Annotated in this window: 11 protein-coding genes; 4 read left to right on the top strand and 7 right to left on the bottom strand. The window is 62.5% G+C overall.

The window, feature by feature from the left end; all coding sequences use genetic code 11:
• Nucleotides 1-63: 63 nt before the first annotated feature.
• Together AACY45_RS16870 and AACY45_RS16865 are read right to left on the bottom strand one after the other, a co-directional pair.
• A complete protein-coding gene (locus AACY45_RS16870) occupies nucleotides 64-1,017 on the bottom strand; it encodes a TIGR02285 family protein (protein ID WP_339546502.1) in 954 nt (317 codons plus the stop codon).
• Complete coding sequence (locus AACY45_RS16865) at nucleotides 971-2,170, bottom strand: CaiB/BaiF CoA transferase family protein (RefSeq protein ID WP_339546501.1); 1,200 nt, start codon at nucleotides 2,168-2,170, stop codon at nucleotides 971-973. Before AACY45_RS16865 ends, AACY45_RS16870 begins: the two co-directional genes overlap by 47 nt.
• Nucleotides 2,171-2,319: 149 nt before the next feature.
• Between AACY45_RS16865 and AACY45_RS16860 the strand changes: the two genes are divergently transcribed.
• The 3 genes from AACY45_RS16860 (at nucleotide 2,320) to AACY45_RS16850 (ending at nucleotide 5,928) form a co-directional block, all read left to right on the top strand.
• Entirely contained in the window at nucleotides 2,320-2,862 is a 543-nt protein-coding gene (locus tag AACY45_RS16860; protein ID WP_095166662.1) for a YaeQ family protein, read from the top strand.
• An 81-nt stretch (nucleotides 2,863-2,943) separates the two neighbouring features.
• The gene (gene recJ / locus AACY45_RS16855) at nucleotides 2,944-4,653 is read left to right on the top strand and encodes a single-stranded-DNA-specific exonuclease RecJ (RefSeq protein WP_339546500.1); all 1,710 of its coding nucleotides are present in this window, start codon (nucleotides 2,944-2,946) and stop codon (nucleotides 4,651-4,653) included.
• Nucleotides 4,654-4,821: 168 nt separating this feature from the next.
• Nucleotides 4,822-5,928, top strand: a complete 1,107-nt coding sequence (locus tag AACY45_RS16850) for an NADH:flavin oxidoreductase/NADH oxidase (RefSeq protein WP_339546499.1) — start codon at nucleotides 4,822-4,824, stop codon at nucleotides 5,926-5,928.
• Nucleotides 5,929-6,090: 162 nt separating this feature from the next.
• Here AACY45_RS16850 and AACY45_RS16845 read toward each other — a convergent pair whose 3' ends face one another.
• On the bottom strand, nucleotides 6,091-7,725 hold the full coding sequence (locus AACY45_RS16845; protein WP_339546498.1) for a glucan biosynthesis protein D: 1,635 nt from the start codon (nucleotides 7,723-7,725) through the stop codon (nucleotides 6,091-6,093).
• A gap of 395 nt (nucleotides 7,726-8,120) precedes the next feature.
• Between AACY45_RS16845 and AACY45_RS16840 the strand changes: the two genes are divergently transcribed.
• Entirely contained in the window at nucleotides 8,121-8,306 is a 186-nt protein-coding gene (locus tag AACY45_RS16840) for a hypothetical protein (protein WP_339546497.1), read from the top strand.
• A 99-nt stretch (nucleotides 8,307-8,405) separates the two neighbouring features.
• On the opposite strand, the gene AACY45_RS16835 is transcribed toward AACY45_RS16840, so the two are convergent.
• From AACY45_RS16835 to AACY45_RS16820, 4 genes are all read right to left on the bottom strand, one after another.
• Complete coding sequence (locus AACY45_RS16835; RefSeq protein WP_339546496.1) at nucleotides 8,406-10,268, bottom strand: NAD(P)-binding protein; 1,863 nt, start codon at nucleotides 10,266-10,268, stop codon at nucleotides 8,406-8,408.
• A 209-nt stretch (nucleotides 10,269-10,477) separates the two neighbouring features.
• The gene (locus tag AACY45_RS16830) at nucleotides 10,478-11,902 is read right to left on the bottom strand and encodes a gamma-aminobutyraldehyde dehydrogenase (protein ID WP_339546495.1); all 1,425 of its coding nucleotides are present in this window, start codon (nucleotides 11,900-11,902) and stop codon (nucleotides 10,478-10,480) included.
• Nucleotides 11,903-12,068: 166 nt separating this feature from the next.
• Nucleotides 12,069-12,878 (bottom strand): ABC transporter permease, encoded by an 810-nt coding sequence (locus AACY45_RS16825; RefSeq protein WP_339546494.1) that lies wholly within the window; start codon nucleotides 12,876-12,878, stop codon nucleotides 12,069-12,071.
• Nucleotides 12,868-13,815: an ABC transporter permease gene (locus tag AACY45_RS16820; RefSeq protein WP_339546493.1), complete on the bottom strand. Its 948-nt coding sequence runs from the start codon at nucleotides 13,813-13,815 to the stop codon at nucleotides 12,868-12,870. The genes AACY45_RS16825 and AACY45_RS16820 overlap by 11 nt, the downstream gene beginning before the upstream one ends.
• Nucleotide 13,816 lies beyond the last annotated feature (1 nt).

Genomic DNA, 13,816 nt, shown 5'->3' with positions numbered 1-13,816 from the left:
TTGACCACGTTTAACCCCGAGTCGTCTCCCCACTTCTCGGGGTTTCTTTTGTCTGGCGTTTATTCAGGGGGCCGGGTCCTGGAAAAAACTTCGGGCGTCTTCCAGGTATTCGTCGCGCATCTGTGGGTCGAGCCATTGTGCATAAAACTCGATCAAGCGATTGTCCCTGAGCCTGAGCACCGTGGCGTTGATCGCCTTGATGGCCTGGCGTCCCTGGACCGTATCCGAGCAAGCGATATGGATCGATTGGTACTTGTCTGCGCCACGAATCCCGTAGAACTCCAGCTCCTCGGGCGCGATGCCCTGTTGCTGCGCCTGATAGCGGATTTCCGGCCAGTAGCCCAGCAACGCCATCAGGCGCCCCGCACGCTGCATTTGCAGGAGGCTGCCCAGGGCATCGTTACCGTAGTGGGCCGACAGGCTGCTGCCGGGAGCTTGCTGCAAGACGCGATCGACCACCTGGCCGTAACTGCGTTCGGCGACCACGCCCAGCTTGCTGTCGCCGCGCGCCAACAGTAACCCCAGGTCAACCTGGTTATTGATGATGTAGGGCGCCAGCGCGCTACGGTCCTGATGGCGGATGGTGATGCCGTTGCTGTGGATTCGGAAGACCGGGATCGAATAGGCGAGGCGTTTTGCCCGTTGCGGACTCCACAACAGCGAAGGGTCGCAGGTGAAGCTCGGCTCCAGGAGCATTTGCATGGCACGCGCGCGGTTGACCCGCATCAGGCTGTGCTGGTACCCGGGCAAGCTGGCGATCAGCAGCGGCATGAACTGATCGACCGCTCCCTGGTTTTTCTGCGCCCCCTCGAAAATCGTCAGCGGCGGTAAATCGCGCAGCAGCCAGACCAGGGCGCCCTTGCCTTGGGCGGCGGCCGGCATTACCACAAGGCCGGCCAGCACCGCGCCGATCAGCGCCAGGTGCAGTTGTCGGCCCATCAGCCGACCCAGTGCAGGCAGGCCGTTCAGCTTAGATCGCCCCATCTTCACGCAGGCGCGTGATCTGTGCCGCGTCATACCCCAGCGCACCCAGTACCTGGGCGTTGTGTTCGCCCAATTCGGCGCCCACCCATTCACAGCTGCCGGGGGTTTGCGAAAGTTTTGGCACGATGCCGGGCATCTTGAAGTCCTTGCCGTCGGGCAGCTTGGCCTGGAGGAACATCTCGCGCGCGAGGAATTGCGGGTCGCTGAACATGTCTTCGGCGCTGAAGATGCGACTGGCGGGCACCTCGGCGGCGTTCAGGCGTTCGATCACGGTGTCCAGCGGTAGCGAGCTGACCCACCGATCAATCACCCCGTACAGCTCGTCACGCCGGCTGTCGCGGCCATCGTTGCTGGCCAGGATCGGGTCGCCGGCCAGATCGTCGCGGCCGATGGTCTGCATGAAGCGCTTGAAGATCGCATCGCCATTGGCGCCGATCTGCACATGCTTGCCGTCGGCACTGGTGTGAATGGAGGAGGGCGTGATGCCGGGCATGATGTTGCCGGTGCGCTCGCGGATAAAGCCGAACACATCGAACTCCGGGACCATGCTTTCCATCATGGCGAAGATCGCTTCGTACAGCGCCACGTCCACCACTTGCCCCTGGCCTCCGTTGACCTCGCGATGGCGCAGAGCCATGAGGGCGCCGATCACTCCCCACAACGCGGCAATCGAGTCACCGATGGAGATCCCGGTGCGTACCGGCGGACGGTCCTCGAAGCCGGTGATGTAGCGCAAGCCACCCATGGACTCACCCACCGCACCAAAGCCGGGCTGGTCTTTCATCGGGCCGGTCTGGCCAAAGCCGGACAAGCGCACCATCACCAGTTTTGGATTCAAGGCATGCAGCACATCCCAACCCAGGCCGAGTTTCTCCAGCACCCCGGGACGGAAGTTTTCGATGAGGATGTCGGCTTCACCCAGCAGCTTTTTCAGAATGGCCAGGCCGTCGGGGTGCTTGAGGTTCAGGGTCAGGGACTTCTTGTTGCGTGCCTGGACGAACCACCACAGCGACGTGCCTTCATAGAGTTTGCGCCACTTGCGCAACGGGTCGCCGCCATCCGGGGATTCGATCTTGGTCACATCGGCGCCGAATTCGGCACAGATACGCGAGGCAAAAGGCCCGGCGATCAAGGTGCCGAGCTCGATGACTTTCAGGCCGGAAAGCGGTTTGGCGGTAAGCGGCATGGGCGATCCTGTAGGACAAAAGCGGAGTCAATGCAGCCTTTTATCATAGCCGGGCGGTCATCGCCCAAGCTTGATGGTCGTCATGATTCGTTGAATGGCCCCGGCATCGGTTAGACTTGCCGCCTTTCCTCGTATCAAGAAGCCCGTTCATGGCCCAGCCGTCCACGACCTACAAGTTTGAACTGAACCTTACCGACCTCGACCGCAGCGTGTACGAGAACGTCAAGCAGACCATCGCCCGTCACCCTTCGGAAACCGAAGAGCGCATGACGGTGCGGCTGCTGGCGTATGCCTTCTGGTACAACGAGCAGTTGTCTTTTGGTCGCGGGTTGTCGGACGTGGACGAACCGGCACTGTGGGAAAAGAGCCTGGACGATCGCGTGCTGCACTGGATCGAAGTCGGCCAGCCAGACGCCGACCGCCTGACCTGGTGCTCGCGTCGCACCGAGCGCACCAGCCTGCTGGCCTACGGCAGCCTGCGAGTCTGGGAAGGCAAAGTGATCCCGGCGATCAGGAACCTGAAAAACGTCAACATCGCCGCCGTGCCCCAGGAAGTCCTGGAAACCCTGGCCAAGGACATGCCCCGCGTCATCAAGTGGGACGTGATGATCAGCGAGGGCACGATCTTCGTCACCGACGACCGTGGCCAGCATGAAGTCCAGTTGCAGTGGCTGGCGGGCGAACGCGGCTGAGGCCTGTTGTCGATGTGGCGGCATTAGCCTGTAGTCCCGCCGCATTTAACCTGTGAATTGAAGAGAAACCACTGTCATCCCATGCGCATAGAACCTCGCCAGCTTCCCGCCACCCTGCCATTTCTCGGTGATCTGCCACCGCTGTTGACCCGCCTGTACGCGGCGCGCGGGGTGCAGTCGGAGGCGGAGCTGGACAAGAGCCTGGCGCGCTTGATCCCGTTTCAGCAGCTCAAGGGGATTGAGGCCGCGGTGGACCTGCTGGTGGTGGCACTGGAGCAGCGCCAGCGGATCCTGATTGTCGGCGACTTCGATGCCGACGGCGCGACGGCCAGCACGGTCGGAGTGCTGGGGTTGCGCCTGCTGGGGGCGGCCCATGTCGATTACCTGGTGCCCAACCGCTTTGAATACGGCTATGGCCTGACCCCGGAAATCGTCGAGGTGGCGTTGACCCGCACCCCGCAATTGCTGATCACCGTGGACAACGGCATTTCCAGCGTCGAGGGCGTGGCCGCAGCCAAAAAGGCCGGGCTCAAGGTCCTGGTCACCGATCACCACTTGCCGGGCGACGAACTGCCGCAGGCCGATGCGATCGTCAATCCGAACCAGCCGGGCTGCGCTTTTCCGAGCAAGGCACTGGCCGGGGTCGGGGTGATTTTCTACGTGCTGATGGCGTTGCGTGCACGCCTGCGCAGCCTGGGCTGGTACGCCAGCACGGCGCAACCGAACATCGGTGAGTTGCTGGACCTGGTGGCGCTGGGCAGTGTGGCCGACGTCGTTCCCTTGGATGCCAACAACCGGATCCTGGTGCATCAGGGCCTGGAGCGGATTCGCGCCGGGCGTGCGCGGCCGGGGATCAAGGCGATCCTCGAAGTGGCCAAGCGAGACCACGGGCGGATCACCTCCACCGACCTGGGCTTCATCCTCGGTCCGCGCCTGAACGCCGCCGGGCGCCTGGATGACATGAGCCTGGGCATCGAGTGCCTGCTTACCGATAACGTCGAACTGGCGCGGGAAATGGCCGCACAACTGGACGGCATGAACCAGGACCGCAAATCCATCGAGCAGGGCATGCAGCGTGAAGCGCTGGCCCAGCTCAAGGACCTGCCCGTGGAGTCGATGCCGTTCGGCTTGTGCCTGTTTGATCCTGAGTGGCACCAGGGGGTGATCGGCATTCTCGCGTCACGGATGAAAGAGCGCTATTTCCGCCCCACCATTGCCTTTGCCGATGCGGGCGACGGCATGCTCAAAGGCTCCGGGCGGTCGGTGCAGGGATTGCACATTCGCGACGCCTTGAGCGTGGTCGCGGCACAGCACCCGGACCTGATCAGCAAGTACGGTGGTCACGCCATGGCGGCGGGCCTGACCTTGCCTGAAGCGAACTTCCCGCTGTTCGCCGCGGCGTTCGACGCCGAAGTGCGCCGCCAACTGCGTGAAGAAGACCTGACCGGGCGGCTGCTGTCGGACGGTACCCTGGCCGTTGAAGAGTTCCACCTGGAACTGGCCCGCGCCTTGCGCCACGCCGGACCCTGGGGGCAGCACTTCCCGGAGCCGCTGTTTCATGGCGTGTTCCAACTGGTCGAGCAGCGGGTGGTGGGTGAGCGGCACCTCAAAGTGGTCCTGAAAAGCGAATGCGGTTCGGTCAAGCTCGACGGCATTGCCTTTGGTATCGATCGCGAAGTGTGGCCGAACCCGACCATCCGCTGGGTCGAACTGGCCTACAAGCTCGACGTGAACGAGTTTCGCGGCCAGGAAACCGTGCAGTTGATGATCGCCCATATCGAGCCGCGTTAAACCCTGCTGCCTGCGCCGATGTCGACTAGGCTCTAAGCACTGCTTGATTGGCCTTGTGACGTTTTGTCCATTTTTTACCCGCGGGGGCGGGTCCTGCATCCTTTCCTGTCACTCGTCGACTATTCAAACAGAACCCTGGAGCCTGCCCACTGATTCGAGAGGTGCCCCATGAGTCTGCTGCTTGAACCCTATACCCTTCGTCAATTGACCCTGCTCAACCGCATCGCCGTGTCGCCGATGTGCCAATACTCCAGCGTCGATGGACTGGCCAATGACTGGCACCTCGTGCACCTCGGCAGCCGCGCCGTGGGCGGGGCCGGCCTGGTGTTCACCGAAGCCACCGCCGTGACTGCCGACGGTCGCATCACCGCCCAGGACCTGGGCCTGTGGAACGACGCGCAGATCGAACCGCTGCAACGCATCACCCGCTTCATTACCGCCCAGGGGGCGGTGGCTGGCATCCAATTGGCGCACGCCGGGCGCAAGGCCAGCACTCATCGGCCCTGGTTGGGCAAACATGGCAGCGTCAAGCCGGCCGATGGCGGGTGGACCCCGGTAGGCCCTTCGCCGATCGCCTTCGATCCGGAACACAGCCAGCCCACTCAACTGAGCGAAACCCAGATCGGCGACGTCATCCAGGCTTTTGTCGAGGCCGCGAAACGCGCGCTGGAGGCCGGCTTCAAAGTGGTCGAAGTGCACGCCGCCCACGGTTACCTGCTGCATCAGTTTCTTTCGCCCCTGAGTAACCAGCGGCGCGATCAATACGGGGGGTCGTTCGACAACCGCATTCGTCTGGTGCTGCAGGTGACCGAGGCGGTGCGTGCCGTGTGGCCAGAGGAACTGCCGTTGTTCGTGCGGGTATCGGCCACTGATTGGGTCGAAGACGGCTGGAATCCGGACGAAACCGTGGAGCTGGCGCGTCGCCTGAAAGCCTTGGGGGTCGACCTGATCGATGTGTCCTCGGGTGGGACCGCGGCAAATGCCGAGATTCCGACCGGGCCGGGGTACCAGACGCGGTTTGCCGAGCGGGTGCGCAAAGAGTCCGGGATCGCCACCGGCACCGTCGGCCTGATTACCGAACCGGCCCAGGCCGAGCACATTTTGCGCACGTGCCAGGCCGACATCATTCTGCTGGCCCGTGAACTGCTGCGTGACCCTTATTGGCCGCTGCACGCCGACGACGACCTGGGCGGACGCAAGGCGATCTGGCCGTCACAGTACCAACGGGCGACCCACCGCGATCAGCCGATCCATGAGTCGGATCTGCGGGATTGACCGATGTGCAGGAGCGAGCTTGCTCGCGATGGACGTCAACGATGACGCGCATGGTCTGAATCAACGCGTTGTCCTTGAGTTCTTCGCGAGCGAGCCGCAAGCGGGCACCCACCCCTACAGGGGACCGTTCAAAACGTAGGGGCTGGCCCGCCGAGGGGGCTTTTACGCCGCAGGCCAATCCGGATAGTTACGCTTGTCCGGCGCCGGCGGGAAGTACTGGTACAACCAGGTCTCGCTCAGCGTCCGGTCCTGGGTGCGGATAAACAGGCGCAGTTCCACCGGCTCCACGCTGTCGTTGGTGGGGAACCAGTCGAAGGTGATCCGGTAGCCCTTGATGTCATCGAGCGCCAGCACGTTGAAATCCTTGACCTCACCGTTCGAGGCCGTCAACACCGGCTCGATGCCGGTCCCCGCCGGCAGGCGATCCAGGCCGCCGCCGTTGAAGTCCACGGCAAAACGTCGTGCCCAGACCTTCGGGTAATGCTCGCCCGGGGCCCAGCCTTCGGTGAACCCGCCCATGCCGGAACGGGTGGCGTTGACCCGTGCCAACGGTGTACCGACGGGCGGCAGGGCGCTCCAGTAGAGCTTGTAGCCGTAGTTCAGGGAGTCGCCGGCCGCCACTGGCTTTTTCGGCGTCCAGAAGGCCACGATGTTATCCAGGGTTTCACCCGTGGTCGGGATTTCCAGCAGGTCGATGGAGCCCTCGCCCCAGGCGGTGGTCGGTTCGACCCACAGGCTTGGACGCTTGCTGTACCAGTCGACGGTGTCCTGATAGCTGGCAAACTCGTGGTCGGTCTGGACCAGGCCGAAACCTTTCGGGTCCTTGTCGGCGAAGGCATTGAACTGCAGGGTCGCCGGGTTGTTCAGCGGACGGCAGATCCACTCGCCGTTGCCACGCCACATGGCGAGACGGTCCGAGTCGTGGATTTGCGGGTGAATGGTGTCGCACATGCGCCGCTCATGGGTGCCGCAACTGAACATGCTGGTCATCGGTGCAATGCCCAGTTGTTCGATGGCAGTGCGGGCGTTGACGTGGGCATCGACGGCCATCACCACCTGCGTGGCCTGGCAATCGATGTCGAAGCGGTAGGCCCCCGTGGCGCTCGGCGAGTCGAGCAGGGCATAGACCACGAACCGGGTGCTGTCCTTGTCCGGGGTTTCGAACCAGAACTTGGTGAAGTCAGGGAATTCTTCGCGTTTTTTTGCGTAGGTGTCGATGGCCAGGCCGCGCGCCGACAAGCCGTACTGGCCGGTGTTGTCCACCGCGCGGAAGTAGCTGGCGCCGAGGAACGACACCACGTCGTGCCGGTCCAGTTCCGGGGCCTTGAACAGCTTGAACCCGGAGAACCCCAGGTCGCCCTTGAGCTGCGCCGTATCGACTTTGGAGTTTTGGTAGTTGAACAGTGCCGGGCGGAAGTGCACTTCCCGCGCCTGCCGGGTTTTCGGGTCGACGCTGTACATGCGCACTGGCTGCTTGAAGCCCATGCCGACATGGAAAAACTGCACGTCGAGCTGGCCGTTCAGTTCATTCCACAGGGAATGCTTGGCGTCGTATTGAATGGCATTGAAATTCTGCGGCGTCATGCTGGCCAATGTCGGTGGCAGCACCTGCTTGGTGTCGGCGTAGCGGGTGCTGGCCAGTTGTTTGGCCTGCACCTTCAACGCCTCGAAATCGAAGGCTTGCGCCTCACCATCAGCCGTGCCGGCCCAGGCACGGGTGGCCAGCAGGCCGGTGGCCGAGAGGCCGGTGTAGGCGGCGATGGCCATGGAGGCCTTGAGCAAATTCCTGCGGTGCATAGGACAACCTGTCTTGGACGATCCCGCGGCGTTCCTGGCTGCGTTACGGATCAGAAATAAAGGTTCGGACAAGCCTTCGGCCAAACGCATGGGAGTTTAAACAGATGGCAAACAAGTTAAAGGGTTCGAAATAACTCGCAAACTGATTGGCTTGCACTTTACGCAAAACTGCGATGGGTCAGGTCACGGCTGGGGGGGCAATGCCTGTGCGGTGCCGTGTTTAAAATAAGCGTTTTCATTTTTTTGACTAATTACTCTAAAAACACCTCGCAACGGATTTTTTGTTTCTATTCTTAGGTTCATGACCGGCCCTTGCCCTTGGGTTGGCGCAGGTTGGAGCAACAGCAGGGCGATGGAGTAACCAGGGTTTCATCACATGCAGAGGGACATCGTCCATGGCTAAAGCGCACGGCATCATCGGTTGGCTGGGGTTTTTTTCAGGCATGAACCTTTCACGGCGATCGCGCCGGTTGAGTTCAGAGGAGATAAAGCTGGTGGAGCGCTATCGCGAGCTCTCGGAGAGTGACCGGATTGCCATGCGCTATCTGGTGGATGCGATGCGCAGTGTTTCACGGTACTGAAGGGACGCTTGAACTCTCCCCAGGCCATTGCCGGGGGAGAGCACTACCAATAGGGGGTACGCTCGGTTCGCGCAGACAGCATTTCGTGGCGCCTGGACCTTAGCCCACTTCACCTACCGCCCTGTACGCCTCATCGATCGCGGCGTGGGCATAAGCACTCCAGGCTGCGTCGGAGTTGGCGATGCTGACCTTGCCCACGGGCTGACGCGCCAGGTTCATCAGTTTTTCACTCTCGTCGGAATCGTCGTACAAGCTATTGGAGAAGTACGCGTAGCCGTGTGACCAGCGGTTGACGGTGATGCCCAGGATGTCGGTCTGGTGGTTGAAGCCACCCGGGCCGAGCATGCGTTGCAACTGATCGCGCAGTTGGGCTTCGAGGACCTCGAAGGTCTGCCCGTACAGTCGGCCTCGACCGGCACGGGCCTGGTCGCGGGCGTTCATGCCGCTGTTGGGGCTGGTGGGCACGTAGACCATGTGCAGGCCGATCGGCTGTGTCGGGTCCTTGGGATGATCGTAGCCGCCCATGCTCACCGGGTAGTCGAGCTTGATCCGGCTGTAGGGTTGGGTCGCGGCATAGATTTCGTGGACCCCCAGTTTCTGGAACGACTGCCAGTTGCGGATCACCACTTTGGTGTACACCAGCGGGAATTTCACGTTCTGGCTCAGGGCGTGGGATTGTTCGGCCGAGAGGTCGCGCAGCAGGTAGGGAATCATCATGTTGTAGCAGGCCATGATGCAGTGTTTGCCACGCACCTGGCTCAATTGCCCGCCACGGCTGTAACCAATGTTCACCCCATTGCCGACGTTGCGCACGCTGACTGCAGTGCTGTTGAGGCGAATCCGTACCGGCGTTTTCGCCTGGTCGAGTTTGCTGTAGTCGAACGGTGCCAGGACGATGTCGTCCATGGTGTGACCGGGGGCCACCGCCGGGATCAGGCTGCGCACCAGCAAGCGGGCCAGCGAGGCGTTGCCGTCGGGGAAGTGGTAGATGTAGGGCTCTTCCATTTCCGCCTGGGCTTCTTCGCTGATCGGTTCCAGGTTCATCGCCGCGAAGCCTGGGAAACCGACGTTGTAGGCGTCATACGCTGCCACGGCATCGATGCTCAGGGCCATGAAATCGTTGGTGCGGCTCTGGAAATACTTCACCGCCTGTTCCGAGAGTCCGACGTCCTTGAGCAGGAAGTCGCGATAGCTGGTGCGTTCCAGGTGAGCGGTTTTTTCCTCGGTGGACTGGCCTGCCAGGTAATCCTTGGGTGCGCTGTGCACCGCGATCAGGGCATCACGGTCGGCCTGCGGCAGCGGGAAGTCGTTGATGAAGTCTTCAATGCGGCGGGCGTGCAACTGGTCCGGCGCGATGTCGTCGGCCACCATGGGGGTTGGGTCGCCGGTCACCAGTTTGTCTTCACCGAAGTTTTCCTTGTCGAAGAACACCGCGCGTGACAGACCCAGGCCAGGGTAGAACTGGCGATCGAAAGCGCTTTCAAAGCGCTTCATGTCGACCCCGAGCTTCTTCAGCAGGCCGTTCACTTCCTGGCTGAAGAGGTGGTTGGGCGACTGGAAGGCTTCACTGCCGCCATAGCCGAGGATCATCCGTCCGCCGGCGGAGAACTCGTTGCGCTTGGCGTGGCCACCGAAGTCGTCGTGGTTTTCCAGGATCAGGATGCGTGCCTTGGGGTGTTTCTCGCGGTAGAACCAGGCCGCGGACAATCCGCTCAGGCCGCCGCCCACCACCACCAGGTCGTAGTCTTCACTGATCGGCAGTGAGTCGGTGTCGAAGACTTTTTTCTCCCAGCCCATCTGGTGCGCCAGTTCGAACGAGCCAACGTGGCTGCCGCGCAGGCCGGTGAGGGCGGGTGGGTAGTAGCGGCCGTCAGGGGCGGCCTGGAGCAGTTGCAGCGGGGTCATTCCGGCGGCAATGCCGATGGCGACGCCGTTGAGGAAGTCGCGGCGGGTGATATCCATGTTCAATCCTTGGTGGTTTTTTAGTCGCCCGGACCCGCGTGCATGGGGCAGGGCGTTATCGTTACCGGCTGACTTTCCAGGCATCGCCTGCCGCGGCGAGCACGATGGCTCAACCAGGATCCGAGGTTATCGTTTTTTTGGGGGGGGGCTTCGCGAGCAGGCTCCCACAGGGGCTGCGGTGAACCTGTGGGAGCCTGCTCGCGAAGCGGTTAATGCTTGAACATCACATGCCGCACGGTGGTGTAGTCCTCTAGCCCATACATGGACATGTCCTTGCCATACCCGGACAGTTTCTGACCGCCATGGGGCATTTCACTGACCAGCATGAAGTGGGTGTTGACCCAGGTGCAGCCGTACTGCAAACGCGCGGCGAGACGGTGGGCGCGGCCCACGTCGGCGGTCCACAGCGAAGACGCCAGGCCGTAGTCCGAGTCGTTGGCCCAGCCCAGTACCTGGGCCTCATCGTTGAAACGGGTCACCGAGACCACTGGCCCGAACACTTCACGCCGAACGATTTCATCGTCCTGCTGGGCATCGGCCAGTACCGTCGGCTCGAAGAAGAAACCATCGCCTTCCACCGCCTTGCCGCCGGTAACCAGGCGAATGTGCGGTTGCGCCACGGCACGCTCGACAAAACCGGCGACGCGGTCGCGATGCTGGGCGGTGATCAGCGGGCCCAGTTCAGTGGCGGGATCATCCTGCAGGCCGTACTTGATGCTGCTCACCGCGGCCCCGAGCTTTTCCACGAACCGCTCGTAGATCCCGGCCTGGGCATAGATGCGGCAGGCAGCGGTGCAGTCTTGCCCGGCGTTATAGAAACCGAAGGTGCGGATGCCTTCCACGGCCGCGTCGATGTCGGCGTCGTCGAAGATGATCACCGGCGCCTTGCCGCCCAGTTCCATGTGCATGCGTTTGACGCTGTCGGCGGTGCTGGAAATGATGTTCGAGCCGGTGGCAATCGAGCCGGTCAGCGACACCATGCGCACTTTCGGGTGGGTGACCAGCGGGCTACCCACCGTTGGCCCACGACCGAACACCAGGTTGAGCACACCCGCCGGGAAAATCTCCGACGCGAGCTCAGCCAGGCGCAAGGCGGTCAACGGGGTTTGTTCCGACGGCTTGAGTACTACGGTATTGCCGGCCGCCAGGGCTGGAGCGATTTTCCAGGCGACCATCATCAGCGGGTAGTTCCACGGTGCAATGGAGGCGATCACGCCCACCGGGTCGCGGCGGATCATCGACGTGTGGCCCGACAGGTACTCACCCCCGGCCATGCCGCTCATGCAACGGCTGGCGCCGGCGAAGAAGCGGAACACATCGGCAATCGCCGGGATCTCGTCGTTCAACGCCGCGCTCAGGGGTTTGCCGCAGTTGTCTGATTCCAGCTTGGCCAGCTCTTCGCCGTGGGCTTCGATGGCATCGGCGAGCTTGAGCAGCAACAGCGAACGGTCCTTGGGTGGGGTCTGCGACCAGTTGTCGAAGGCGGCATCGGCGGCACGTACGGCCGCGTCGACCTGGGCTTCGCTGGCTTCGTTGATCTGCACCAGCACGCGGCCCAGCGACGGGTTGAAGACGGCCTGGGCCGGGCCTTCGCCTTCCACCAGTTGGCCGTTGATCAGCAGTTTGGTTTGCATGTTCATGTCCTCTTTGGCGCTTTTATTGTTCTGTAGAAACCGGATCACTGTAGGAGCGAGCCTGCTCGCGAAGAACGTCAGAGCACCGCGTTCATCCAGGCAGCACTCGTCATCGTCAACGTTTTTCGCGAGCAGGCTCGCTCCTACAGGAGATGTTGGTCGTCAGTTACTTCCCACCGCTACCGGCCACGCTTTCACCCCCACGCGTCAGGTAATAGGCACCGAGAATCGGCAGCATGGTCACGATCATCACCAGCATCGCCACCACGTTGGTCACGGGCACATCCCGTGGGCGGCTGAGCTGGTTGAGCAGCCACAGCGGCAAGGTGCGTTCATGGCCGGCGGTGAAGGTCGTCACGATGATTTCGTCGAACGACAGGGCAAACGCCAGCATGCCGCCGGCCAGTAACGCCGAGCCCAGGTTCGGCAGCATGATGTAGCGGAAGGTCTGCCAGCCGTCGGCGCCCAGGTCCATCGAGGCCTCGATCAGGCTGTGGGAGGTGCGACGCAGGCGGGCGATGACGTTGTTGTAGACGATCACCACACAGAAAGTCGCGTGACCGACGATGATGGTGAACATGCCTGGCTCGATGCCCAGGGTCTTGAAGGTCGCCAGCAACGCGATGCCGGTGATGATCCCCGGCAGGGCAATCGGCAGGATCAGCATCAGCGAGATACCTTGCTTGCCGAAGAAATCCCGCCGGTACAGCGCCGCCGAGGCCAGGGTGCCGAGGACCATGGCGATCAGGGTCGCGAGGGCGGCGATCTGGGCCGACAGCTTGATGGCTTCCAGTACGTCAGGCCGTGAGAACGCCACGCCGATCCACTTCAGGGTGAAGCCTTTGGGCGGGAAGCTGAACGCCGCGTCTTCGGTATTGAAGGCGTACAGGAAGATGATCAGGATCGGGAAGTGCAGGAACACCAGCCCGCCCCAGGCGGCAATGCGCAGACCTAAAGAAGCTTTTTCAGAGTGCATCGAAGGCCCCCAGGCGTTTGACGATGGACAGGTAGATGGCGATCAGCACGATGGGCACCAGGGTGAAGGCCGCGGCCATGGGCATGTTGCCGATTGCGCCTTGCTGGGCGTAGACCATGCTCCCGACGAAGTAACCCGGCGGGCCCACCAGTTGCGGCACGATGAAGTCGCCCAGGGTCAGGGAGAAGGTGAAGATCGAGCCGGCGGCGATGCCCGGTACCGACAGCGGCAGGATCACCTGCATGAAGGTCTGGCGCGGCTTGGCCCCGAGGTCGGCGGAGGCTTGCAACAGGGACGGTGGCAGGCGTTCCAGCGACGCCTGGATCGGCAGGATCATGAACGGCAGCCAGATGTACACGAACACCATGAAGCGTCCCAGGTGCGAGGTGGACAAGGTGCTGCCACCGACCCCGGGAATCCCCAGGACGAACTGCAGCACCGGCTCCAGCCCCAGGTGCTGCACGAACCACTGCGCAACGCCGCCCTTGGCCAGCAGCAGGGTCCAGGCGTAGGCCTTGACGATGTAGCTGGCCCACATCGGCATCATCACCGCGATGTAGAAGAACGCCTTGGTCTTGCCGGTGGTGTAGCGTGCCATGTAGTAGGCAATCGGAAACGCCACGATGGCGCTGGCGATCGACACCACGATGGCCATGCTCAGGGTGCGCAGGATGATGTCGAAGTTCGACGGCTGGAACAGCGCGGCGAAGTTGCCCAGGGTCAGGTCGGGGGTGACCGCCATGGTGAAGTCGTCAAAGGTGTAGAAGCCCTGCCACAGCAGGGTCAGGAGCGAACCCAGATAGATCGCGCCGAACCAGATCAGCGGCGGTACCAGCAGCATCGACAGGTACAGGTTGGGGCGGCGGTACAGCAGGTTGGAGAACCGGCGCAGCGGCGAGCCCCCGGGGGGCGTTTGGGTCATGGCTACGGTGTTCATC

The sequence above is a fragment of the Pseudomonas sp. RA_35y_Pfl2_P32 genome (assembly GCF_963970735.1).
In the GTDB taxonomy this organism is placed as follows: Bacteria; Pseudomonadota; Gammaproteobacteria; order Pseudomonadales; family Pseudomonadaceae; genus Aquipseudomonas.
This window is presented reverse-complemented; position numbering and strand designations above follow the sequence as displayed.

Bases quoted from the DNA above. Each gene is read 5' to 3' on its own strand.
- AACY45_RS16870 (WP_339546502.1), bottom strand. From the start codon at position 1,017: ATGACGCGGCACAGATCACGCGCCTGCGTGAAGATGGGGCGATCTAAG.
- AACY45_RS16865 (WP_339546501.1), bottom strand. From the start codon at position 2,170: ATGCCGCTTACCGCCAAACCGCTTTCCGGCCTGAAAGTCATCGAGCTC.
- AACY45_RS16860 (WP_095166662.1), top strand. From the start codon at position 2,320: ATGGCCCAGCCGTCCACGACCTACAAGTTTGAACTGAACCTTACCGAC.
- recJ (WP_339546500.1), top strand. From the start codon at position 2,944: ATGCGCATAGAACCTCGCCAGCTTCCCGCCACCCTGCCATTTCTCGGT.
- AACY45_RS16850 (WP_339546499.1), top strand. From the start codon at position 4,822: ATGAGTCTGCTGCTTGAACCCTATACCCTTCGTCAATTGACCCTGCTC.
- AACY45_RS16845 (WP_339546498.1), bottom strand. From the start codon at position 7,725: ATGCACCGCAGGAATTTGCTCAAGGCCTCCATGGCCATCGCCGCCTAC.
- AACY45_RS16840 (WP_339546497.1), top strand. From the start codon at position 8,121: ATGGCTAAAGCGCACGGCATCATCGGTTGGCTGGGGTTTTTTTCAGGC.
- AACY45_RS16835 (WP_339546496.1), bottom strand. From the start codon at position 10,268: ATGGATATCACCCGCCGCGACTTCCTCAACGGCGTCGCCATCGGCATT.
- AACY45_RS16830 (WP_339546495.1), bottom strand. From the start codon at position 11,902: ATGCAAACCAAACTGCTGATCAACGGCCAACTGGTGGAAGGCGAAGGC.
- AACY45_RS16825 (WP_339546494.1), bottom strand. From the start codon at position 12,878: ATGCACTCTGAAAAAGCTTCTTTAGGTCTGCGCATTGCCGCCTGGGGC.
- AACY45_RS16820 (WP_339546493.1), bottom strand. From the start codon at position 13,815: ATGAACACCGTAGCCATGACCCAAACGCCCCCCGGGGGCTCGCCGCTG.